This window comes from Pseudonocardia kongjuensis, assembly GCF_039526905.1.
Taxonomy (GTDB): Bacteria; Actinomycetota; Actinomycetes; order Mycobacteriales; family Pseudonocardiaceae; genus Pseudonocardia; species Pseudonocardia kongjuensis.
Map to the genome: position 1 here is coordinate 425,302 of NZ_BAAAJK010000004.1, position 21,532 is coordinate 446,833.

Genomic DNA, 21,532 nt, shown 5'->3' on the forward strand with positions numbered 1-21,532 from the left:
GGTGACCGTAACCCGACACCTGTGGCCGAGTACAGCGGGCGAGATTCGATCGTTGCCGTGGCGCGCTACCCGGCGGCGGGCAGCGGCGGGTGGCCCGGGCGCAGCCCGTCGAGCAGCAGGGCCAGATAGCGGCGCCGGTCCTCGCCGGTGGTGTCCCCGGCGCCCTCCGCGCCCTCGGCGACGGCCAGCGCCATGACCAGCAGCGCCGACAGGTCGCGGGCGGTCAGCTCGGGCCGGACGGCACCGGCGTCGCGGGCCCGGTCGAGCAGCCGGTTCAGCGTCCGGCCGTAGCGCTGCACCGACTCCACGTCGAAGGCGCCCGCCTCGCGGGCGAGCCGCAGGATCGTGCGGCGCCCGGCGATCGCCTCGACCGCGCGGGACAGCGACCCGGCCAGGTCGGCCCACGGGTCGTCGGTGCCGGCCGCCGCGGTCGGCTCGATCTCGTCGGCGAAGACCTCCTCCAGCACCGCACGGATCAGCTGGTCCCGGGTCCGGAAACGGCGGTACAGGGTCGCGACCCCGACGCCCGCCCGGCGCGCGATCTCCTCGAGCGCCACGTCCGGGCCGTCGGACTCGAACGCGGCCGCCGCGGCCTCGACGATCCGACGGTGGTTGCGCGCCGCGTCGGCCCGCAACGGCCGGGCCGGGCCGGGCCCGGTCATGGTGGTCATCGGAGCACGGTAACGGGTGACCGGCCCCGGACGTGGCGGGACGGCGAGGGGCGGCGGCGCGGCGCCGACTGCGGAAGGATCGCGGCGTGCGTGCCGATCTCCGCGTCCTGCCGACCGCCGACCTCGGGAAGGACGGGTTGCGCGGGCTGCGCGGGTTGCTGGACGCGGCGTTCGACGACTTCGACGACGCGTCCTGGGACCACGCGCTCGGCGGCCTGCACGTGCTGGCGGGCCCGCCGGACGCACCGTTCGGGCACGCCGCCGTGGTGCTCCGGCGGGTGCTGCACGGCGGCGTCGCGCTGCGCACCGGCTACGTCGAGGCGGTCGCCGTGCACCCGTCCCGGCAGCGGCAGGGGCTGGGCGGCGAGCTGATGGACGTCGTCGACGGGCTGGTCCGCGGCGGCTACCGGCTCGGCGTGCTCGGCGCCTCCGAGCGCGCCGCGCCGCTCTACCGCAGGCGCGGCTGGCAGCTGTGGCGCGGACCGCTGGCCGCGGTCACCCCGGACGGTGTCGTCGCCACCCCGGACGAGGCCGGCAGCGTGCACGTCCTGCCGGTGGACGCGCCGCTGGACCCGGCGGTGCCGCTGATCTGCGACTGGCGCGACGGCGAGCTCTGGTGACCGCGCGCGGTGCGGGCGCCGCCCCGGAGTGACCGGGCCGGTTCACCGCGGCGTCAGGTCGAGGTCGCCCGCCGGACACCCGGGGACGTTGGAGTTCCCCCGTGCAACTCGCGGTCCTCGATCTCGCAGGCACCACGATGGCCGACGACGGGTTGGTCCTCGCGGCGCTGCGGGCCGGACTGCGCGCGGCCCGGGTCCGGGTGGACGGCCCGGGCTACCCGGCGCTGGACCGGCAGGCCCGCTCGACGATGGACCGGTCCGCGATCACCGTTCTGGGCGAGCTGCTCGACGGCGACATGTACCGGGCCCGGCGCGCACACTCGGCGTTCACCGAGTACCTGACCGCCGCCGCGGACGACGGCCGGGTCCGCCCGGTCCCGGGCGCGCCGCAGGCGCTCGACGCCCTGCACGACGCCGGCCTCAAGATCGCCGTGATCTGCGGCTTCGATCCGGACCTGCGGGACCGGCTGGTCGTCGCCCTGGATTTCGGCGCGCGGGTGGACCTGCTGCTCTCACCCGCCGACGTCGACGGGCGGGGCCTGCCTGAGCCCGACCTGCTGCACGCCGCCATCCGCCGGACCGGCTGCACGGCGTCGCAGGTGGCGGTGGCCGGGGACGCCACCGCCGACATCGACGCCGCGGTCCGGGCCGGGGCCGGACTGGTGATCGGCGTCCGCGGGGGAGCGCACGGCGAGCCCCGGCTGCGGGCGGCCGGCGCGGACGCCGTCATCGACTCGGTGGCCGATCTCCCGGCGCTGCTCGGGCTGCCCGGTTGAGCCCGGCCACCCGGTGAGGTCCCACCGCACGCGACCGGGCGTACGGTCGGCTCGGCTCATCGGTCGGGGAGGGGAACGCGTGGCGCGACGCACGGTGGCGGTGGCGGCCCTCGGGACGACCCTCGCGCTGATCTCCTACACCGCTCCGCTCGCGACCCTGGAGGCGATCTCGGCCGATCTCGGGACCGGCCCCTCCGGGCGGTCCTGGATCCTCAGCTCGATGAGCCTCGGGCTCACCGCGCTGCTGCTGACCGCAGGCACCCTCGCGGACCGGTTCGGCAGGCGGGCGACCTTCGTGACCGGCGCCGCCGTCCTCGCACTGACCTCCGCCGGCGGTGCGCTCGCCACCGGCACGGCCGGGTTCGTCGCGGGCCGGATCGGGCAGGGCGTCGGCGCGGCCGCGATGATCGCCTGCAGCCTGGCGCTGATCGGGCACGCGCTGCCACCCGGCCCGCGACGCGCCAGGGCGACCGGCCTGTGGGGCGCCGCGCTGGCCGCCGGGATCGCCGCCGGCCCGCTGCTCGCCGGTGTGCTGCCGTGGCGGTGGCTCTACCTGCTGATCGCGGTCGCGGCGGTGCTGCTCGCGGTCGCCGCCCGGTCGCTGCTCGTCGAGTCCTCGGCCGCCCGCCCGCGCCCGGTCGACCTCCCCGGCATGGTCCTGCTGGCCGCCGGGCTCGCCGTGCTGCTGGCCGGCCTGACCGAGGCGCGCCGGCTGCCGGTCGGCGCCGGCACCGTGGCCCTGCTGGTCGCCGGGGTGCTGCTGCTGGCCGGGTTCGTCGTCGTGCAGTTCCGGTCGCCGCACCCGATGGCGGGCCCGGAGCTGTTCCGCAATCCCGGGCTGATCGCGGCGACCGTCGCCAGCCTCGCCACCGGGCTCGGCATCATCTCGCTCAGCTCGTACCTGCCCGCCCTGATGCACGGGGTGCACGGCGACCCGCCCGCCGTCTCCGCGCTGCTGCTGCTCGGCTGGTCCGGCACCGGCATCGTCACCGCGCTGCTCGCCCGGCGGATCAGCGAGCGGATCGGCGACAGCGTCCGGCTCGGTGCCGGGCTGCTCGTGATGGCGGTCGGGCAGGTCGGCCTGCTGGCCGCCGGCGGCGGATCCGGCGTGGTCCTGGCATCGTTGATCGTCACCGGCGCGGCGACCGGCGTGGTGAACGCGAGCCTGGGCCGGGAGGCCGTCGCGTCCGTCCCGGCGGACCGGGCCGGGACCGGCAGCGGGATCAACAACACCAGCCGCTACCTCGGCGCCGCGATCGGGGTGACCGTCACCTCGGTGCTCACGGCGCCCACCGGCGGGGAGACCGCCGCGCAGCTCCTGGCCGGCTGGCACGTCGCGGTGCTGGTCGCGGTCGGTGCGACGATCGTGGGTGCGGTCGTGGCGCTGGTCTGTGCCCGGGTGGCGGCGCGCAGCCCCGTGTCCTGACGGCGGCGGGCCCGCCGCCGGCACCCGGCCTGCGCCCGGCCCCGGCGCCCGATCGCTAGTGTCGATCACGATGAGGATCGCCCACGAGGTCTCCGACGCCCTTGCCGCGGGCCGGCCGGTGCTGGCCTGCGAGTCCACGATCGTCACGCACGGCCTTCCCCGGCCGCGGAACCTGCAGGTCGCGCGGGAGGCCGAGGAGCTCGTCCGGTCGCTCGGTGCCGTCCCGGCGACGATCGGCGTGCTGGACGGCGAGGCCGTCGTCGGGTTGTCGGGCGCCGAGCTGGACCGGTTGGCGGGCGACGCCGGTGTCGCCAAGCTCAGCGCGCGGGATCTCCCGGTGGCCGCGGTCACCGGGGTGTCCGGCGGGACGACGGTCGCGGCGACCGCGCACCTCGCCCACCGGGCCGGGATCCGGGTGTTCGCCACCGGCGGCCTCGGCGGGGTGCACCGGGGCGCGTCGACCACCTTCGACGAGTCCGCCGACCTGCCCGCGCTGGCCCGGCTGCCGATCGTCGTGGTCAGCGCCGGGGTGAAGTCGGTGCTCGACGTGCCGGCCACCCTGGAGCGGCTGGAGACCCTCGGCATCCCGGTCGCCGGGTACCGGACGGACGCGTTCCCCGGCTTCTACGTCGCCGACTCCGGCCATCCGGTCACCCAGCGCGTGGAGTCCCCGGAGCAGGCGGCGACCGCCTGGCGGGCGGCCCGCGAGCTCGGCCTGGACGCCGCGCTGCTGGTCGCGAACCCGGTGCCGGTCGAGCACCAGCTGCCGCCCGCCGAGCACGACGCCGCGCTCGCGGACGCGCTGGCCGCCCTCGGCGCGGCCGGGATCACCGGCCAGGACGCGACCCCGTTCCTGCTGCAGCGGGTCCGGGACGCCACCGGTGACCGCAGCCTCGAGGTGAACGTCGCGGTCTACCGGAACAACATGACGCTCGGCGCCCGGATCGCCGCTGCGCTGGCCGGCTGATCCGGTGCCGGGTACCGCGGGGACGCTGGCGGTGCTCGGCGACCTGGTCGAGGACGTCGTCGTCTGGGCGTCCGGCCCGCTCGATCCCGGCACCGACACCCCGGCCCGGATCTTCCGCCGGCGCGGCGGCAGCGCCGCGAACGTCGCCGCGGGCGCCGCGCTGCTCGGCGCGCCGGTGCGGTTCCTGGGCCGGGTCGGCGCGGACCGGGTGGGCGAGGCGCTGGTCGCGGACCTGGCCGGCGGCGGGGTGGACGTCCGGGTGCAGCGGCACGGGACGACCAGCTGCGTGGTCGTGCTGGTCGACGCGGACGGCGAGCGCACGATGCTGCCGGACCGGGGCGCCGCCGCCGGGTACACGCAGCCGGATCCGTCGGTCGTCGACGGGGTGACGCTGCTGCACCTGCCCGCCTACGGGCTGCTGGCCGATCCGTGCGCGACGGCCGCGCGCGGGCTGGCCGCCCGGGTCCGCGACGCCGGGGGAGCGGTCTCGGTGGACGTGTCGTCGACCGGTGTGCTGCGGGCCTACGGGCCCGGGCGGTTCCTCGACGACCTGGCCGCGCTCGCCCCGGCGCACCTGCTCGCGAACCGGGACGAGGCGGACCTGCTGGGGCTGCCGGCGACGGCACCACCCCGGACGGTCGTGGTCGTCAAGGACGGCGGCGCACCCGCCCGGGTGTGGACGTCGGGGCCGCCCACCCGGGTCCCGGCGGAACGGGTCGACACCGTCCGGGACACGACGGGGGCCGGTGACGCCTTCGCGGCGGGCTACCTGACCGCGGTGCTCGCCGGCGCCCGGCCGGTCCCGGCGACCGCCGCCGGGCACCGCAGCGCGGCCCGGGTGCTGGCCGGCCCCGGCGCCGGCGGCGGCTGAACGAGCCGGCCGCGCCGGACCTGCCGGACCTGCCGGACCTGTCGGACCTGCCGGACCTGCCGGACCGCTGTCAGACGACCGGCGTGATCGACCGCAGCGCCTCCGAGGACCGCACCGCGGCGGTCAGGTCGGACAGCGCCCGCCCGTGCGCCGCGGCCAGCTCCGCGGAGTCCCCGGTGAGGGTGTTGCGGTCGACGTAGCCGGAGTGGTCCAGGTACAGGCCGGGGGAGAGCACCTGCACCGCGAAGAACCCGGCGAGCACGGAGCGGAGCCCGTCGACGGCGAGGAAGTGGTGGCCGGTCGCGCCGGTCAGCACGACGGCGGCGGCCTTGCCCTGCAGCGGCGCGGTCTGCTCGCCCCACTTGCCGCGCTCGGTCGCCTCCAGCAGCGCCTTCAGCGACGCCGTGTGCCCGGCCCGGTACACCGGGCTGCCGAACACCACGGCGTCGGCCTCGGCGAACGCCGCGGTGACGTCCTCGGACGAGGTCTGCGACAGCTCGATCAGCCGGGTGCTGTCGCCGGCCTTCTCCGCTCCGGCGAGGATCCCGGCGACCGCGGCGGCGGTGCGCCCGCCCGGCTCCGGACCTGCGACGACACCGACGATGCTGCTCACGAGGACTCCCGCGGGGTGAGGTGGTAGCCGCCGCGGTAGAACAGCAGCGGCAGGCGTTGCGGATCGGCGCCCAGCGCCTCGACCCGGGCGGCGACGATCGTGTGGTCGCCGCCGTCGTACTCGTTCCAGAGGGTGCAGTCGACCCAGGCGCCGACCCCCTCGAGCACCGGCGCACCGGACGGCGCCGGTGTCCAGCTGACCCCGGCGAACTTGTCCGTGCCGGAGCGGGCGAACCCGGCGCTGTGGTGCTCGTGGTCGGCGGCCAGCACGTTCACGCAGAACCGGCGGACCTCCCGGATCCGCGGCCAGGTGGACGAGCCGCGGGACGGCGAGAAGCTGACCAGCGGCGGGTCCAGCGACAGCGACGAGAACGACTGGCAGGTGAAGCCGATCGGACCGTCCGGTCCCTGTGCCGTCACGACGACGACCCCGGAGGCGAACGCACCGAGCGTGTCGCGCATCGCCTCGGGTGTGACCGGGCCGGGAACGGACGACGTGTGGGTCGTGGATCCGGGCATGCCCCGACCCTAGGCAACCCGCGCCCCGGCGGCCAATGATCACCGGCTCGCCGTCCCACCCAGTGCGACGCGGCCCCCGCGCTGTACGGACCGAGCTGTACCGACCGCCAGGCCCCGCACACGACGACGGCCGTGCGGATCGCTCCGCACGGCCGTCGGGTACTGCCGTGGACGTGCCGGGGCGGGGAGTGCCCGGCCCGGCTCAGCTCGCGTAGGCGCGCAGCTTGTCGGCCCGCTCGCCGACCCGCAGCTTCGCCATGACCTCGCGCTCGATCTGGCGCACCCGCTCCCGGGAGAGCTTGAAGGCGCGGCCGATCTGGTCGAGCGTGTGCGGCTGCCCGTCGTCGAGACCGAACCGCATCCGGATGACCTTCTGCTCGCGGTCCTCCAGGGTGGCCAGCACCCGGCGGAGGTCGTCGTGCAGCAGGCTGGAGATCACGGTGTTCTCGGCGTCGGTGGCCTCGGCGTCCTCGATGAAGTCCCCGAGCGGGGCCTCCTCCTCGGAGCCGACCGGCATGTCCAGGCTCACCGGGTCGCGGGCGTGGTCGAGCAGGTCCGCGATCTTGTGCTCCGGGATCCCGGACTCCTCGGCCAGCTCGGCCTCGCTGGGCTCGCGGCCCTGCCGCTGGTGCATGTCGCGCTTGATCCGGGCCAGCTTGTTCACCTGCTCCACCAGGTGCACCGGCAGCCGGATGGTGCGGGCCTGGTCGGCCATGCCACGGGTGATCGCCTGCCGGATCCACCAGGTGGCGTAGGTGGAGAACTTGAAGCCCTTGGTGTAGTCGAACTTCTCGACCGCCCGGATCAGCCCCAGGTTGCCCTCCTGGATCAGGTCCAGCAGCGGCATCCCGCGCCCGGTGTAGCGCTTGGCGAGGCTGACCACCAGGCGGAGGTTGGCCTCCAGCAGGTGGTTCTTCGCCAGCAGCCCGTCCCGGACGATCGCGCGCAGGTCGCGCCGGTACTGCGGGTCCAGCTCGTCGAGCGTGCCGTCGGCGGCGGCGGTGTCCAGCCGGTGTTGGGCGAACACGCCCGCCTCGATCCGGCGGGCCAGCTCGACCTCCTCCGCCGCGGTGAGCAGCGCGGTCTTGCCGATGCCGTTGAGGTAGACGCGCACCAGGTCGGCGGCCGGGCTCTGGGCGTCCAGATCCTCGGCCACGGCGGCGGCCGCACCGGGTACGGTGGACGTGAGAGTGGTGTCGCGGTTCGAGCCGGCCGACCGGGAGCGCCGGGAGACCGGGGCACTGGGCACGGCCTTGGTCACGCTTCCGGGAGCGGGGGCCTCCGTCGTGAGGCGGGGGCCGGGAACGGCCGGGTTCTCGGCCGTCGGCACGGCCGCAGCGGTCGTGGTCGCCGTCATGTGCATTCCTCCCCTGCTCGGGCGCGACGAGGGACGGTGGGTTCTCGTCGCATCGCCCTACACGGGGTCCAACGCGCTGTCGCAGTGGATCGTTCCCGCGACCGGGCCCCGGCGACCAGGAAATCGTCGCCGGGGCCCGTGTCGTCGGTCACATGAGGTTGCGGTTCTCTCAGGGTCCTCTTAGAGAGCCCTCAGGGCGCGGGCACCCGCGGGGTGTTCCGTGGGTCGGCCACCGCCCGGACGCTGCTGCGCCGGCGCGAGGCCTTGCCGCCGCTCCGCTTCGCCGGTTCGGGCACCGAGTGCCCGTAGACCGTCTCCATCAGCACCGGCCAGTCGTGGCGCAGCGCGTCCCGGCCCATGAACAGGCCCAGGTGCCCGGCGGTGGCCGTCCGGTAGGTGATGTCCTCGGCCGGGGTGGAGACCTTGTCCGCCGCGGCGAACAGCTGCGGAGCCGGCGTGATGTGGTCGGTCGAGCCGGCGAGCATCAGCAGCGGGCAGTCGATCGCGGCCATGTCGACCGGCCGTCCGTCTACCGTCAGCGTCCCGTCGATCAGCCGGTTCTTCCAGAACAGGTTCTCCACCAGCCACAGGTAGAACGCGCCGGGGATGTCCTGGGTGTACTTGAACCAGTCCTCGAAGACCCGGTACCGCTCGACGTGCGTGGGGTCGTCGATGTTCTCCAGCAGCTGCAGCTGGCGGGAGATCTCGGACTGCGGCTGGATCGAGATGAAGTTCGACAGCACAGCGGAGCCCGGCATGTTCCCGCCGCCCGCCGCGACCAGCGCCTTGTAGGGCGCCATCCCCATCGTCCCGGCCATCAGCTTGGTGGAGGCGGCGATCACCGAGTCGCCCGCGTGGAAGTCGATCGGCGCCCCGGCCAGGGTCAGCGTGTTCACCCGCTCCGGGTGCAGCGCCGCGTAGATCGTGGCCAGCCAGCCGCCCTGGCAGTCGCCGACCAGGTTGGCCCGGCCGCCCATCCGCCGGATCGAGCGGTCGATCACCTCCAGGTAGTCGGTGATGGTGACCTTGCGGGTGGCCGTCGTCGCGGGCCGCCAGTCCAGCGCGTAGAGCCGGGTCAGGCCGGCGGCGCGGATCATCGCGAGCTGGCTCTGCTGCGGCGAGTAGTCGACGACGGTCGAGGAGTGCCCGGCCTGCGGCGGCAGCACCAGGGTGGGGACGACGGCGTCGTCCCGGTGCTCGGCCTCGGTGAAGTTGCGCAGCAGTGCGAACGGGGTCGCCAGGGCGATCTCGTTCTTCAGGTGCCACTGCGGCTCGCGCCGGTCGGCCATCGTCGACAGCCAGAGCAGCGAGCGGCGGGCCGCGTCGCCGGGCTTGGCGATCCGCTGGACGGCGTCGATCCAGTAGGCGCCGGTCGCGCGGCCGACCTCGGTCACCACCTTGGTGACGTTGTGCGCGTTGTAGGAGATCAGGAAGCGCAGCGGGTCGATCCGTCCGCCCTTCTCGGGGGCGGCGTCCGAGGTGGTCTCGGGCAGTGCGTGCGGGCGACGCTCCCCGGTCGGGGAGCTCGCGTGCGAGGTCGCTGTGCTCATGGGCCTCTCCCATCAACTCTGATGACCGGGGCTCACCGGTTACCGAACGGTAAACCGTGTTCGGTATGTCAAGCAAGCACTGGCCTACTCCGGAGTAGTGCTTGCTCTATCAAGCGCAGGTGAGAGGGGTCTCAACGTGACCCGGCGCGCCCCGTGCTGCCTACCGGTGAGTACCCCGTCACGATGGGACATCGCTTTCGCGCCACCCCCTTTCGGGGCCGCGCGGAACGCACGGACACCCACCCGGCCCTCCAGGAGTGAGGCGAACAGTGACGACGCAGCCCCTGACCACGCCCGAGCCCGCGAACGACGCCACCCCGGCGAGTCAGGCCGGTCACGCGGCGGAGGTGCTGCGCCGGCAGGCCGCCGGTCTGGTGCGCGACCTGCGCGAGCTGGCCGATCCCGAGGGGCTGGCCGCGAAGGTCGATCCGGTGGGCTTCGGCGGCGCGCTCGGCGAGGCGGCGAAGTCGCTCGCCACCAGCCCGGGCGCGGTGCTGCGCGCGGGCCTGGGCTTCGGCCTGGACTCGGCGCGGGCGGTCGCCGCCGCGGCGTCCCGGGCGGTCGGCGGGACGACCGCCGGCCCGGCGTCGCTGCCGGAGCGCGACAAGCGGTACGCCGACCCGGCCTGGGAGGACAACGCCTGGTACTACCTGGCCCGCCAGGAGCACGCCCTGCTGGCCGACCGGCTCACCGAGCTGTCCGCGGCCGCCCGGGTGTCGCCGGTCGCGCGGCGCAAGCTCGACTGGCTGGTCGCGCAGACGATCGAGGCGCTCGCCCCGCCGAACTCGATCGTCACCAACCCGGCGTGGCCGAAGAAGATCGTCGACACCGGCGGGCTGAACGTGGTGCGCGGCGCCCGGAACCTGCTGCGCGACGCCGTCCAGAACCGGGGGATGCCGCGCCAGGTGACCCCGGGGGAGTACGTGGTGGGCAAGGACCTCGCGGTCACCCCGGGCCAGGTGGTGTACCGGAACCGGCTGATCGAGCTGATCCAGTACGAGCCGCAGACCGACACGGTGCACGAGATCCCGCTGCTGATGAGCCCGCCGTGGATCAACAAGTACTACATCATGGATCTGGCGCCGGGTAAGTCGCTGGTGGAGTGGGCGGTGCAGCACGGGCACACCGTGTTCATGATCAGCTATCGCAACCCGGACTCGGCGCTCGCCGACGTCACGATGAGCGACTACCTGCAGGAGGGTCCGGTCGCCGCGCTCGACGTCGTCCGGGAGATCACCGGGCAGGACCGGGTGAACGTCGCCGGGCTGTGCCTGGGCGGGGCGCTGTCGGCGGCGGCGGTGGCCTGGCTGGAGGCGAAGGGCAGGCAGTCGGTCAACTCGCTGACCCTGATGAACACCCTGCTCGACTACACCGGCCCCGGGCAGCTGGGCGTGTTCACCGACGAGAAGACGGTGAACCGGCTGGAGCGCAGCATGCGCAAGGACGGCTACCTGCCGGCGTCGAGCATGAAGACCACCTTCGACCTGCTGCGGGCCACCGACCTGGTGTGGAACTACGTGGTCAACGACTGGATGCTCGGCGAGGACCCGAAGCCGTTCGACATGCTGAGCTGGAACGCCGACTCCACCCGGATGCCCGCGGCGATGCAGACCGAGTACCTGCGCACGCTCTACCTGGAGAACCGGTTCGCCGAGGGCAAGCTGGAGCTGGCGGGGGAGCGGCTCGACGTCGCCGACGTGCGGCCGGACAGCTACGTGATCTGCGCCGAGTCCGACCACATCGCGCCGTGGCGGTCGGTCTACACGGGAGCCGCGAAGATCGGCGGGACGGTCCGGTTCGTGCTGTCGAACTCCGGGCACATCGCCGGCGTGGTGAACCCGCCGTCGCCGAAGTCGCGGCACTGGTTCGGCGAGTCCGACGATCTCCCCGAGTCCGCCGACGAGTGGCGCGACGACGCGGGTGAGCGCACGGCGTCCTGGTGGGAGGACTGGACCCCGTGGATCGCCGCGCACGCCGGTCCGGAGATCGCGGCCCCGAAGCGGATCGGCAGCGACGCGCACCCGCCGCTGGAGCCCGCGCCGGGCCGGTACGTGCTGCGGGGCTGATCCGGGGCTGATCCGGGGCGCGCCGGTGCCGCCGCGCCGGTGGGTGCGCAACGGGCGTGCAACGGGGACAATGCGCGGCCATGGACCGCGTACGTTTCCCGTCCGCGCGCCGGCGCCCGCCGCGCGGACCGATCCACGCCGGTGCCGGCCGGTGAGCCGCGCGCAGCGGGGCACCGATCCCGCCACCCACGGCAACGGCCACCGCCGGGCCGGGACCGACGGCGCCGATGCCGCGTCGGCCGCGGAGGGGCTGCGGGACGCCGGGCAGCGCGCCGCGGAGGACGCCTGGAGCGCGCAGGTGAACGCGCTCGGCGGTTTCATCCGGGCGCAGCGCCAGATGGCGAAGCTCTCGCTGCGCGAGATGGCGGCGATGACCAAGGTGTCGAACGCCTACCTGAGCCAGGTCGAGCGCGGGCTGCACCAGCCGTCGTTGAAGGTGCTGCGGTCCATCGCGGACGCGCTGCACCTCAACACCGACCAGATGCTGAGCCGGGCCGGGTGGACGGTCCGCGACCCGGCGGAGGCCGAGGCGGAGCCGGCGGCGCCGGTCGCCGAGGAGGTGCCCGGTGTCGAGGCCGCGATCGCGGTCGATCCGCGACTGTCCGACGAGCAGCGGGCGGCCCTGCTCGGGGTGTACCGGAGCTTCGTGGAGCGCGGCCGGAGCTGAGCGCGTGCTTGACATACTTAACGCTCGTGCGTAGTTTACCTGGCATGACCCGGGCGCGGAACCGCGTCCGGCATCCCGGAGCAGACCTCCACGAGAGGAGTTCGTCATGAGCGCCCCCACCGAGCAGTTCGCCGACTTCGCCAAGCGCGGGCAGGACCTCGTCACCGAGTCCGTCCGCAGCTGGACCGACACCGTCCAGGGCCTGGCCGGCCAGTTCACCGGCGGCTCCCGCCCGCAGCTGCCGGACGCCGGCGTCACCGTCGACCGGGTCTTCGACTTCTACGAGCAGCTGCTGGGTCACCAGCGCGAGCTCGCCCGCACCGTGGTCGGTGCCGGCACCTCGGTCGTCGACCAGCTCACCGAGCAGGCGAGCCGGGCCGCCGAGGCCGTGACCGAGCACGCCGCGGCCGGCACCGAGAAGGTCGCCGAGACCGCCCAGAAGTCGACCCGCACCGCGCGGCCGTCCTCGAAGTAGTCCCGCCGGGCAGGCGCAGCACACGGGCCCCCGTCCACCCGGACGGGGGCCCCGTCGCGTGCCCGGCCCCGCCGGGCCGGTGTCCGATGTGACCGGCGCGCGGGGCCCCCGCACTGTCCCCGCCGAGCGGGCACCGGTAGACCTGGGCGCATGAGCACCTCCGTGGGGCCCCGCCGGATCGCGATCGCCTGCCAGGGCGGGGGCAGCCACACCGCGTTCACCGCGGGCGTGCTGGCCCGGATGCTGCGCACCGGCGCGTTCGACGGCACCGAGATCGTCGGCCTGTCCGGCACCTCCGGCGGCGCGATCTGCGCGCTCGTCGCCTGGGACCGGCTGCGGCACGGCGACGATCCGGAGCACCGCGCCGCCGCCGCGGACGCGCTGGAGGCGTTCTGGGCGGACAACGCCGCGCGCGGCCCGATCGCCCGCCTGCAGAACGCCGGGATGGTCTGGGCGGGCGCGCTGCAGGGGCTCGGGCTGCTGCCGGCGAGCACGCCGTACGCGATCCCGCGCCCGATCGACGGCACCCGCCAGTTCCTGGAGCTGCTGGGCAGGCACGTCGACTTCGACGCGATCGCCGCCGACCCGGCAGGCCGGGAGCCGCTGCTGCTGCTCGGCGCCGTCGACGTGCTGGACGGCCGGTTCCGCGCGTTCTCCAGCCGGACCGACACGATCAGCGGCGAGATGGTGCTCGCCTCCGCGGCGATCCCGAACCTGTTCCGCGCCGTGCACGCCGACGGCGGCGTCTACTGGGACGGCCTGTTCTCGCAGAACCCGCCGGTGCGCGACCTGCTCGACACCGACCCCGACGAGCTCTGGGTCATCCAGATCAACCCGTCCCGGATCCGGTCCGAGCCGCGGACCCTGGTGGAGATCTCCGAGCGGCGCAACGCGCTGGCCGGGAACCTGTCGCTGAACCAGGAGCTGGGGTTCATCGAGACGATCGACCGGCTGCTCGCCGACGGCGAGCTGCGGCCGGAGGCGGGGTACCGGCACGTCACCGTCCGGATCCTGGAGATGCCGTCCTCGGTGATCGCGTCCCGGATCCTCGGGTCGGCGTCCAAGCTGAACCGGGACGGGGCGTTCCTGGAGCGGCTGCAGCGGCGCGGTGCGACGCAGGCCGATCGCTTCCTCGGCGCGCTGGCGTTCGAGCGGGCCGTGCGCGAGCGGGACGCCGCCGGTCTCGCCGCGGCGATCGCCCCGGACGCCCGGCTCTGGTCCACCGCCCCGTTCCGCGAGCGCGCCCCCGGCGGCTCGCCGCTGGCCGACGCCGTCGGGGAGATCCTGGCCGGCGAGTTCGCCATCGACACCACCCGCAAACAGGTCGCCCGGGACGACGCGGTGTGGGCGGTGCGCATCAGCTCGCCGGACGGCGACCGGGCCGAGGGTCTCGCCCGCGCCACGCTGGACGCGCAGGGCCGGGTCACCGCACTGCGGCTGGGCCCGGCCGGGTAGCCGCGATCAGAACGGGATCAGCGGGACGACGACGATCCGCAGCACCAGCACCACCAGGAACACGATCAGCACGGACACGTCGAGCCCGATGGACCCGATCTGCACCGTGTTCAGCCGGCGGCGGATCGGCGCCACCACGGGCTCGGTGGCGCCGTGGGTGATCCGGCGTGCGGTGTCCAGCGCGGCACCGCCGCGGCCGGAGCCGAGCACGTCGATCCAGTCGACGATCACCCGCGCGATGAGCACGAACTGGAAGATCAGCAGTATCAGGCCGAGCAGCGACGCGATCATGCCCTCATCGTCCCCTTCACACCTGAGAGTCCGGTGAGAGGGCCCTGCGGATCCGCTGACCGGATCGCGACACTCCTTGACCACCGTGCGAACCCACCCGGAACGAGACTGGCCCGGACCGTCCAGGGCTCCCGCGGGAGCCGCGCACGTCCAGGAGTATCGCCATGCCGCTCGCCCCCGCCGATCCCGACACCGAGTGGGCCCGCATCGTCGCCGCGCTGAGCAGGCGGGGCTTCCTCGGGGCCGGTGCCGCGGTGGCCGGGATGCTGCTGGCGGGCTGCGGCACCGGCCCGGGTACGGACACCGCTGACACCGGCACCGTGGGCGAGACCGTCGGGACGACGGTCGGTGACCGGCGGGCCGTCGTCCCCGCCGACCCGCAGCGGGTGGTCGTGGTCGAGGCCCGCGCCGGGCTCGAGTTCGCACTGCTCGCCGGCTACCCGGTCGTCGCGTCGGACTGGGACGACGACAGCCACCTGGTCGCGATGCTCCCGGACGGCACGGCCCGGCTGCCCGGCGACAACATGACGCCCGATCCCGAGGGGATCCTGAACCACGACCCGGACCTGCTCGTCGTCGGCCGCGCCTGGTGGGAGTACTACCAGGAGCAGGGCTCGCTGTCCGAGGACATCGCCCCGGTCCTGGTCGCCGACGACACCACCGCCGACTGGCGGGCGGTGATGACCCGCCAGCTCACCGAGATCGGCCGGGCGGACCGGGCGCGGGCGGCGCTCGACCGCTACGACGACCGGGTCGCGCGGGCCCGCGCCGAGCTCGCGCCGCTGCTGGCCGGGCGGACGGTGGCGATGCTCGGCGTGGACGCCGACGGCTTCTGGACCTTCCCCAACATGTTCCCGTCGAACGTGGCCACCGAGATCGGGTTCGACCTGATCGGCCACGACCCCGCCGCCGCTCCGCAGATCGTCCGCCTCAGCGCCGAGCACCTGGACACCTACCGGGACGCCGATCTGCTCGTCGTCCAGAACCCGGACGACCCCGGGGCGCAGAACCCGGCCTTCGCCGCGCTGCCCGCCGCCCGGGCCGGCCGCATCGTCGAGCTGGAGTACGCCAACCGGTTCGGGTTCGCCCTCACCGCGCTGGACCTGGTCGAGGACCTCACCGCCGGCGTCGTCCGGCACCTCGGCTGACGGTCCCGTCCTGCCCTGTCCTGCCCCGTTCTGTCCCTGCCCTGTCCTGTCCGGCCCCCGGAGGCGTCCCGCCGTGCCCGCTCCGCTCCACCGCCCCCTGCCCGGTGCCTGATCCGGCCCCCGGCGGGCGCGCGGCGGTGGCCGCAGCACCGGTGCCGGTCCCACCGCGCGCGGCCCGCCCCGCGACGGTCCGATGGGCCGGGCTGCTGCTCGCGGCCGGCGCACTGGTGCTGTGCGTGCTGCTCAGCGTCGCCGTCGGGGCGAAACCGCTGCCGCTCGGCACCGTGCTCGACCTGCTCGGCCGGCTCGACGACCCGGCCGGCGGCAACGACCTGCTGATCGTCCGGGACCTGCGGATCCCGCGGACCCTGCTCGGGCTGCTGACCGGCGCGGCGCTCGGCCTGGCCGGTGCGCTGATCCAGGCGCTCACCCGCAACCCGCTCGCCGATCCCGGCATCCTCGGGGTCAACGCCGGCGCCGCGTTCGCGGTGATCCTCGCGGTCGGCCTGCTCGGGCTCACCAGCCTGCGGGCCTACGTGTGGTTCGCGTTCGCCGGCGCGGCGGCGGCGGCCGTGGTGGTCTACGCGATCGGCTCGCTGGGCCGCGGCGGCGGCACGCCGGAACGGCTGACCCTGGCCGGGGTCGCGTTCGGCGCCGTGCTCGGCGGCATCGGATCCGGCCTCACCCTGCTCGACCCGCAGACCTTCGACGCGCTGCGGTTCTGGACGGTCGGCACGCTCGCCGGGCGCCCGATGGACGTCGTCGTCGAGGTGGCGCCGTTCCTCGGGATCGGGATCGTGGCGGCGCTCGCGCTGGCCCGCCCGCTCAACGCGGTGGCGCTCGGCGACGACCTCGCCGCCACGCTGGGGACGAACGTCGCGCGGACCCGCACGGTCGGCGTCGTCGCGATCACCCTGCTCTGCGGCGGGGCCACCGCCGCGGCCGGGCCGATCGGCTTCGTCGGGCTGATGGTGCCGCACGTGGCGCGCTGGATCGTGGGCCCCGACCAGCGGTGGATCATGGCCTACAGCGTGCTGCTCGCGCCGGTGCTGCTGCTCGCGGCGGACGTGCTCGGCCGGGTCGTGCTGCGCCCGGGGGAGCTGCAGGTCGGCATCGTCACCGCGTTCGTCGGGGCGCCGGTGCTGATCGCGCTGATCCGCAGGCGGAAGGCGACCGGGCTGTGAGCGCCGTGCGCGGCGGCCCCGGCGGGGTGGACTTCGGGCACCCGGTCCGGGTGCTCCGCCGCGGTCCGGTCGCGGTCCGGATCGGCCTCCGCCCGGTCGCCGTCACCGTGGCGCTGGCCGCGGTGGCGGTCGGCACCGGACTGGCCGCACTGGGCAGCGGGAGCTACGAGATCCCGCTCGGCGACGTCGCCGGGGCCCTGCTGGGGCGGGCCGACGGGCGCGTGCACATGGTCGTCGTCGAGTGGCGGTTGCCGCGGGTGCTGCTCGGCCTGCTGTTCGGTGCGGCGCTCGGCGCCTCCGGCGCGATCTTCCAGTCGCTGACCCGCAACCCGCTGGGCTCGCCGGACATCATCGGCTTCGCGACCGGCTCCTACACCGGGGCGCTGGTGGTGATCCTGCTGACCGGCGGCGGCTACGCGATGGTGGCCGGCGGCGCGCTGGCCGGGGGCCTGGCCACCGCCGCGGTGGTGTACCTGCTGGCGTGGAACCGCGGTGTCTCCGGCTTCCGGCTGATCATCGTGGGGATCGCGGTGTCGGCGATGCTGGCCGCGGCGAACGCCTGGCTGATCCTGCGCGCCGAGCTGGACGCGGCGATGTCCGCGGCGATCTGGGGTGCGGGCAGCCTCGCCCGGTCGTCCTGGGAGCAGGTCGGGCCGGTGCTGGCCTGCCTGGCCGTGCTGGTCCCGCTCACCGCGCTGCTCGCCCCCCGGCTGGGGGTGCTGGAGATGGGCGACGACACCGCCGCCGCGCTCGGCCTGCGGGTGGAACGGCTGCGGCTCGCACTGGTCGTCGTCGGCGTCGCACTGACCGCGCTGGTCACCGCCGCGGCCGGGCCGATCTCGTTCATCGCGCTCGCCGCGCCGCAACTCGCCCGGCGGCTGACCGGCCGCACCGGCGTCGGCGTCGGGTCGGCGGCCGCGATGGGCGCGGCCCTGCTGGCCGCGAGCGACTGGGCGGCACAGCGGGTGATCGCGCCGAACCAGCTCCCGGTCGGCGTCGTGACCGTCTGCATCGGTGGGGGGTATCTGCTGTGGTTGCTGATCCGGGAGGCACGGACGTCGTGAGCAGGTTGCGTGCCGAGGGCCTGACCCTGGGATACGACGCGACGGTGGTCGCCCGCGATCTCGACGTCGCGGTCCCGGACGGCGGGTTCACCGTGATCATCGGGCCGAACGCCTGCGGCAAGTCGACGCTGCTGCGCGCCCTGGCCCGGCTGCTGCGCCCGGCGGCGGGCACCGTGCTGCTCGACGGGCGGGCGATCGGCTCGTACCCGTCGAAGGAGGTGGCACGCCGGATCGGGCTGCTCCCGCAGTCCTCGCTCGCGCCGGACGGGATCACCGTGGCCGATCTGGTCGCCCGGGGCCGCACCCCGCACCAGAGGCTGCTGCGCCAGTGGACCGCCGCCGACGAGCAGGCGGTCGTCTCGGCGATGGCCGCGACCCGGGTGACCGAGCTGTCCGCCCGCCGGGTCGACGAGCTCTCCGGCGGGCAGCGCCAGCGGGTGTGGGTGGCGATGGCGCTCGCCCAGTCGACCCCGCTGCTGCTGCTCGACGAACCGACCACCTTCCTCGACGTCGCCCACCAGATCGAGCTGCTCGAGCTGTGCCACGACCTGCACACCCGCGACGGGCACACGCTCGTCGCGGTGCTGCACGACCTCAACCACGCCGCCCGCTACGCCACCCACCTCGTCGTGATGGCGGCGGGCGAGGTGGTCGCCCAGGGCCCGCCCACCGAGATCCTCACCGCCGAGCTGGTGGAGCGGGTGTTCGGCCTGCCCAACGTGATCGCCGACGACCCGGTGACCGGGCGCCCGCTCGTCCTGCCGCTCGGGCGCGCACCCGCGCCGGAGCACACCGGGCTCACCGTCCGGCAGAGCCCCTGACCGGCCCCTGACCGGCCCCTGACCGGCCCCGCCCATCCCGCTACCTGGAGGAACATCCCGTGACCGCCCCGACCGTCCTGCCCACCCGCGAATCCGGCGTCACCGACGCGCAGTGGGCGCGGATCGTCGCCGACCTCACCCGGCGCGGCTTCCTCGCCGGCACCGCGGCGGCCGCGCTGGCCCTGGCCGGCTGCGCCGGCGGCACCGGGCCCGCGGCGCCGGGCGCGCCGTCCGGCGACCGGCGCGCGGTGAGCACCCCGCAGGGGGACTACGACATCCCGGTCGATCCGCAGCGGGTCGTCGCGATCGACTCCCGGGTGGACCTCGAGCCCGCCGTCGCGCTCGGCCTGCCGCTGATCGGCTACACCAACCGGACCGCCCAGCCCTGGATCCCGCTGCCCGACGGGGTGCCGCTGCTGTCGCAGATCCCCGACGTCGAGCAGATCCTCGGCCTCGAACCGGACCTGATCATCTGCACCAAGCTGGAGCAGGAGAGCGAGTACTGGCCGATCTCCCGGCTGCAGGAGGTCGCCCCGGTGCTGCCCGTCGAGTACAGCCTGACCTGGCAGGAGAACCTGCGCCGGATCGCCGGCTGGCTGGGCAGGCCGGACGCCGCCGAGACCGCGATCGGCGAGTACGACGCCGCCGTCGCCGACGTCCGCGCCCGGCACGCCGACGCGATCTCCGGGTCCACCGTGATCGGGGTGACCTACTCCCCGGAGGAGGGCCGGCTGTGGGGGACCAGCCTGCAGGGGGTGGAGTTCGAACAGCCCGCCGGAGCGGTGCTGCGGGACCTGGGCGGACGCACCCTGGACACCGCCCTGTTCGCCGACGACACGTCGCTGGCGATGGAGAACATCGAGGTGCTCGAGGCGGCGGACGCGATCCTGTTCGCCGACTCCCGGGAGGACCCGCTGCTCGACCGGCTGCGGACCCAGCCGCTGTGGCAGCAGCTGCCCGCCGTGCGGGCCGGCCGGGTCGCGGTGCAGTACGGCGACACCTACTTCGGCGGCGGCTACACCTCGGCCTACGTGCTGCAGGGCTGGGACGACACGTTCGCCACCCTGGCCTGAACGGCTGCGGGCCGGTGCCCTCCGGCACCGGCCCGCACCGCCCCGGCGCTACAGCCCCGCGGCGTCGTACATCCGCTGCACCTCGTCGATCATGTCCTCCAGGTCGCCGTCACCGGCGTACACGGCCTCCACCCGGGCCCGGAAGTCCGTGCCCTGCGCGTCGAACCGGGCCGTCCACTCCTCGGCCCGGTCGGTCCAGTAGGCGACGCACTTGTAGAACCCGGCCGGCAGGCCGCGCTCGTGCCGCACCAGCCGGCGGATCTCCCGGTTGATCCGGCCCTCGGTGGCCGCCCAGACGTAGGTCGTGTCGTCCAGGGCGAGCCGGCGCAGCGCCCCGGCCAGCCCGCTCGGGCCGTGCCCGTTGCCGCCGCGCAGCCACACGTACTCGATCCCGGTGCCGTCCGGGAGATCGGCGGTCAGCTCGAACCCGGCTCCCCGCACCTCGGCGAGCAGGACGGTCGGGACCTCGCCCGCGGTCAGCTCGGCGATCCGCAGCGCGGCGGGCAGGCCGGGCTCGTCGGCGACCACGATCTGCCGCCGGGCGCCGGCCGGGCGCTCGTACAGCCCGCGCGGCGGGTTCACGGCGACCACCTGCCCGGCCTGGGCCTGCTCGGCCCAGGCCGCGGCGATCCCGCCGTCGTGCAGCACGAAGTCGATCTCGATCCGGGGATCGGTGCCGGGCCGGTGCCCGCGGATGGTGTAGGTCCGCATCTCGGACGGCTCGACGCCGTCCGGGAAGTCCCAGCCGTTGTCGTTCACGAACGGCATCCGGACCGGCTCGTCCGGGGTGTCCGGGAAGAACACCCGGACGTACTCGTCACCGATCCCGGTCGTCGGGTAGTCGGCCAGGTCGTCGCCGCCGAAGCCGACCCGGACCATCCCGGGACCGAGCCGGCGCACGCCGGTCACCACCGCCCGGTGGATGCGCGGCCGGTACCCGGTCGCCGGTCCCGCCGTGTCTGTTGTGCTCGTCGGACTCACTGCTCTCCTCATCGGTGGTCGTGCAGGTCAGAGGGCCTGCCGGTGCGGCAGGTACTGGTGCGGGGAGCGGCCCACCACCCGGCGGAACGCGGCGCTGAACGCGCTCGGTGTCGCGTAGCCGACCCGGTGGGCGACGGTCGTGACCGGGGTTCCGGCACCGAGCAGCTCCAGCGCGGCACTGATCCGCACCGAGGTGCGCCACCGGGAGAAGCTCATCCCGGTGTCGGCGCGGAAGGCCCGGGCGATCGTGCGCGAGCTGGTCGAGGTGCGCCATGCCCAGTAGTCCAGGGTGCGGTCGTCGGTCGGGTCGGCCAGGATCGCCGAGGCGATGCCCCGGATCCGGCGGTCCGCCGGGTGCGGCACCTCCAGCACCGAGGTCACCTCGTCGTCGATCAGCCGGATGCACAGCCGCTGGGAGTCGAACCGGCGCTGCCGGTCCATGCCGTTGAACGCGAGGTAGAACAGCAGCTCCCGGACGGCCCGGGCAACGCCGGCCGAGCGCAGCTCGGTGCGGACCTCGGTGCAGGCGAACGGCGCCAGGTAGGTGCGGTACACCTCGGCCGCCGGATCGGCCCGGACCCGGTGCAGCGTCTCCGCCGGGAGCCACAGCCCCTGCCCCGGCGTCAGTGACCAGGAGCGGCCGGCGACGGTCACCGTGCAGGTGCCGGCGTGCGGCCACACCACCTGGTGGTCGACCGAGCAGGCGCCCCGGTCGGCGGCGTCCGGGGTGACGGTGCGGGTGGTCAGCAGGTACGGCTCCGGGATCACCGACGCCTGCGGTTCGATCGGTGGCTGCAGCACGGCGGCTCCTTTCCTGTCGGGCCCGGGCGACCCGCCGGGCCGGTAATGCAAGGCTCACCTTAGATCGTTCCGGCGTCGGCGCCGGGCCACGACTGTCGCGAACCGGACAGATCCGGGACGCGGGTGACCGATCGGCG

At 74.9% G+C, this 21,532-nt stretch carries 22 protein-coding genes; 14 read left to right on the forward strand and 8 right to left on the reverse strand.

Annotation, left to right across the window (positions count from 1 at the left end):
* Positions 1–65 precede the first annotated feature (65 nt).
* Positions 66–671, reverse strand: coding sequence for a TetR/AcrR family transcriptional regulator (locus tag ABD160_RS06190; protein ID WP_344019214.1), 606 nt, complete (start codon positions 669–671; stop codon positions 66–68).
* Between the two features lie 86 nt (positions 672–757).
* On the opposite strand from ABD160_RS06190, the gene ABD160_RS06195 reads away from it, so the two are divergent.
* The 5 genes from ABD160_RS06195 (at position 758) to ABD160_RS06215 (ending at position 5,331) form a co-directional block, all read left to right on the forward strand.
* On the forward strand, positions 758–1,291 hold the full coding sequence (locus ABD160_RS06195; RefSeq protein ID WP_344019216.1) for a GNAT family N-acetyltransferase: 534 nt from the start codon (positions 758–760) through the stop codon (positions 1,289–1,291).
* A gap of 101 nt (positions 1,292–1,392) precedes the next feature.
* Complete coding sequence (locus ABD160_RS06200) at positions 1,393–2,067, forward strand: HAD family hydrolase (protein ID WP_344019218.1); 675 nt, start codon at positions 1,393–1,395, stop codon at positions 2,065–2,067.
* A 79-nt stretch (positions 2,068–2,146) separates the two neighbouring features.
* Complete coding sequence (locus ABD160_RS06205) at positions 2,147–3,493, forward strand: MFS transporter (RefSeq protein ID WP_344019221.1); 1,347 nt, start codon at positions 2,147–2,149, stop codon at positions 3,491–3,493.
* 70 nt (positions 3,494–3,563) lie between these two features.
* On the forward strand, positions 3,564–4,460 hold the full coding sequence (locus ABD160_RS06210) for a pseudouridine-5'-phosphate glycosidase (RefSeq protein WP_425563582.1): 897 nt from the start codon (positions 3,564–3,566) through the stop codon (positions 4,458–4,460).
* Between the two features lie 4 nt (positions 4,461–4,464).
* Positions 4,465–5,331: a carbohydrate kinase family protein gene (locus ABD160_RS06215; protein WP_344019225.1), complete on the forward strand. Its 867-nt coding sequence runs from the start codon at positions 4,465–4,467 to the stop codon at positions 5,329–5,331.
* Positions 5,332–5,401: 70 nt separating this feature from the next.
* Here ABD160_RS06215 and ABD160_RS06220 read toward each other — a convergent pair whose 3' ends face one another.
* The 4 genes from ABD160_RS06220 to ABD160_RS06235 form a co-directional block, all read right to left on the reverse strand.
* On the reverse strand, positions 5,402–5,944 hold the full coding sequence (locus ABD160_RS06220) for an NAD(P)H-dependent oxidoreductase (RefSeq protein ID WP_344019228.1): 543 nt from the start codon (positions 5,942–5,944) through the stop codon (positions 5,402–5,404).
* Positions 5,941–6,462: a flavin reductase family protein gene (locus tag ABD160_RS06225; protein WP_344019230.1), complete on the reverse strand. Its 522-nt coding sequence runs from the start codon at positions 6,460–6,462 to the stop codon at positions 5,941–5,943. The genes ABD160_RS06220 and ABD160_RS06225 overlap by 4 nt, the downstream gene beginning before the upstream one ends.
* 202 nt (positions 6,463–6,664) lie before the next feature.
* Positions 6,665–7,825, reverse strand: a complete 1,161-nt coding sequence (locus tag ABD160_RS06230; protein WP_344019232.1) for a sigma-70 family RNA polymerase sigma factor — start codon at positions 7,823–7,825, stop codon at positions 6,665–6,667.
* 185 nt (positions 7,826–8,010) lie between these two features.
* Positions 8,011–9,369 carry an alpha/beta fold hydrolase gene (locus ABD160_RS06235; RefSeq protein ID WP_344019234.1) on the reverse strand — a complete coding sequence of 453 codons (1,359 nt, stop codon included), beginning with the start codon at positions 9,367–9,369 and terminating at the stop codon, positions 8,011–8,013.
* Between the two features lie 269 nt (positions 9,370–9,638).
* Here ABD160_RS06235 and ABD160_RS06240 point away from each other — a divergent pair, with 269 nt between their 5' ends.
* The 4 genes from ABD160_RS06240 to ABD160_RS06255 all read left to right on the forward strand — a co-directional run bounded on the left by ABD160_RS06240 (position 9,639) and on the right by ABD160_RS06255 (position 14,032).
* Complete coding sequence (locus ABD160_RS06240) at positions 9,639–11,435, forward strand: PHA/PHB synthase family protein (protein ID WP_344019237.1); 1,797 nt, start codon at positions 9,639–9,641, stop codon at positions 11,433–11,435.
* 151 nt (positions 11,436–11,586) lie between these two features.
* Positions 11,587–12,102 carry a helix-turn-helix domain-containing protein gene (locus tag ABD160_RS06245; protein ID WP_344019239.1) on the forward strand — a complete coding sequence of 172 codons (516 nt, stop codon included), beginning with the start codon at positions 11,587–11,589 and terminating at the stop codon, positions 12,100–12,102.
* A 106-nt stretch (positions 12,103–12,208) separates the two neighbouring features.
* A complete protein-coding gene (locus tag ABD160_RS06250; protein ID WP_344019241.1) occupies positions 12,209–12,577 on the forward strand; it encodes a hypothetical protein in 369 nt (122 codons plus the stop codon).
* Between the two features lie 150 nt (positions 12,578–12,727).
* Entirely contained in the window at positions 12,728–14,032 is a 1,305-nt protein-coding gene (locus ABD160_RS06255; protein ID WP_344019243.1) for a patatin-like phospholipase family protein, read from the forward strand.
* Between the two features lie 6 nt (positions 14,033–14,038).
* Here the strand turns inward: ABD160_RS06255 and ABD160_RS06260 are convergent, their stop codons facing one another.
* Entirely contained in the window at positions 14,039–14,323 is a 285-nt protein-coding gene (locus ABD160_RS06260; protein WP_344019245.1) for a YggT family protein, read from the reverse strand.
* 164 nt (positions 14,324–14,487) lie between these two features.
* Here ABD160_RS06260 and ABD160_RS06265 point away from each other — a divergent pair, with 164 nt between their 5' ends.
* From ABD160_RS06265 to ABD160_RS06285, 5 genes are all read left to right on the forward strand, one after another.
* Positions 14,488–15,471, forward strand: coding sequence for an ABC transporter substrate-binding protein (locus ABD160_RS06265; RefSeq protein WP_344019247.1), 984 nt, complete (start codon positions 14,488–14,490; stop codon positions 15,469–15,471).
* A gap of 137 nt (positions 15,472–15,608) precedes the next feature.
* Positions 15,609–16,655: an iron chelate uptake ABC transporter family permease subunit gene (locus ABD160_RS06270; protein ID WP_344019249.1), complete on the forward strand. Its 1,047-nt coding sequence runs from the start codon at positions 15,609–15,611 to the stop codon at positions 16,653–16,655.
* A complete protein-coding gene (locus tag ABD160_RS06275) occupies positions 16,652–17,719 on the forward strand; it encodes a FecCD family ABC transporter permease (protein ID WP_344019251.1) in 1,068 nt (355 codons plus the stop codon). The genes ABD160_RS06270 and ABD160_RS06275 overlap by 4 nt, the downstream gene beginning before the upstream one ends.
* The gene (locus ABD160_RS06280; protein WP_344019253.1) at positions 17,716–18,540 is read left to right on the forward strand and encodes an ABC transporter ATP-binding protein; all 825 of its coding nucleotides are present in this window, start codon (positions 17,716–17,718) and stop codon (positions 18,538–18,540) included. The genes ABD160_RS06275 and ABD160_RS06280 overlap by 4 nt, the downstream gene beginning before the upstream one ends.
* Positions 18,541–18,599: 59 nt before the next feature.
* Positions 18,600–19,613, forward strand: coding sequence for an ABC transporter substrate-binding protein (locus tag ABD160_RS06285; RefSeq protein WP_344019255.1), 1,014 nt, complete (start codon positions 18,600–18,602; stop codon positions 19,611–19,613).
* Positions 19,614–19,661: 48 nt separating this feature from the next.
* Here the strand turns inward: ABD160_RS06285 and ABD160_RS06290 are convergent, their stop codons facing one another.
* Both ABD160_RS06290 and ABD160_RS06295 read right to left on the reverse strand, forming a co-directional pair.
* On the reverse strand, positions 19,662–20,594 hold the full coding sequence (locus tag ABD160_RS06290; protein ID WP_344019258.1) for a siderophore-interacting protein: 933 nt from the start codon (positions 20,592–20,594) through the stop codon (positions 19,662–19,664).
* A gap of 27 nt (positions 20,595–20,621) precedes the next feature.
* On the reverse strand, positions 20,622–21,395 hold the full coding sequence (locus ABD160_RS06295) for an AraC family transcriptional regulator (protein ID WP_344019260.1): 774 nt from the start codon (positions 21,393–21,395) through the stop codon (positions 20,622–20,624).
* Positions 21,396–21,532: the final 137 nt, after the last annotated feature.

Excerpts from the sequence above, each read along its gene's own strand:
- ABD160_RS06190 (WP_344019214.1), bottom strand. The coding sequence starts at position 671 with ATGACCACCATGACCGGGCCCGGCCCGGCCCGGCCGTTGCGGGCCGAC.
- ABD160_RS06210 (WP_425563582.1), top strand. The coding sequence starts at position 3,564 with ATGAGGATCGCCCACGAGGTCTCCGACGCCCTTGCCGCGGGCCGGCCG.
- ABD160_RS06225 (WP_344019230.1), bottom strand. The coding sequence starts at position 6,462 with ATGCCCGGATCCACGACCCACACGTCGTCCGTTCCCGGCCCGGTCACA.
- ABD160_RS06230 (WP_344019232.1), bottom strand. The coding sequence starts at position 7,825 with ATGCACATGACGGCGACCACGACCGCTGCGGCCGTGCCGACGGCCGAG.
- ABD160_RS06235 (WP_344019234.1), bottom strand. The coding sequence starts at position 9,369 with ATGAGCACAGCGACCTCGCACGCGAGCTCCCCGACCGGGGAGCGTCGC.
- ABD160_RS06250 (WP_344019241.1), top strand. The coding sequence starts at position 12,209 with ATGAGCGCCCCCACCGAGCAGTTCGCCGACTTCGCCAAGCGCGGGCAG.
- ABD160_RS06255 (WP_344019243.1), top strand. The coding sequence starts at position 12,728 with ATGAGCACCTCCGTGGGGCCCCGCCGGATCGCGATCGCCTGCCAGGGC.
- ABD160_RS06260 (WP_344019245.1), bottom strand. The coding sequence starts at position 14,323 with ATGATCGCGTCGCTGCTCGGCCTGATACTGCTGATCTTCCAGTTCGTG.
- ABD160_RS06265 (WP_344019247.1), top strand. The coding sequence starts at position 14,488 with ATGCCGCTCGCCCCCGCCGATCCCGACACCGAGTGGGCCCGCATCGTC.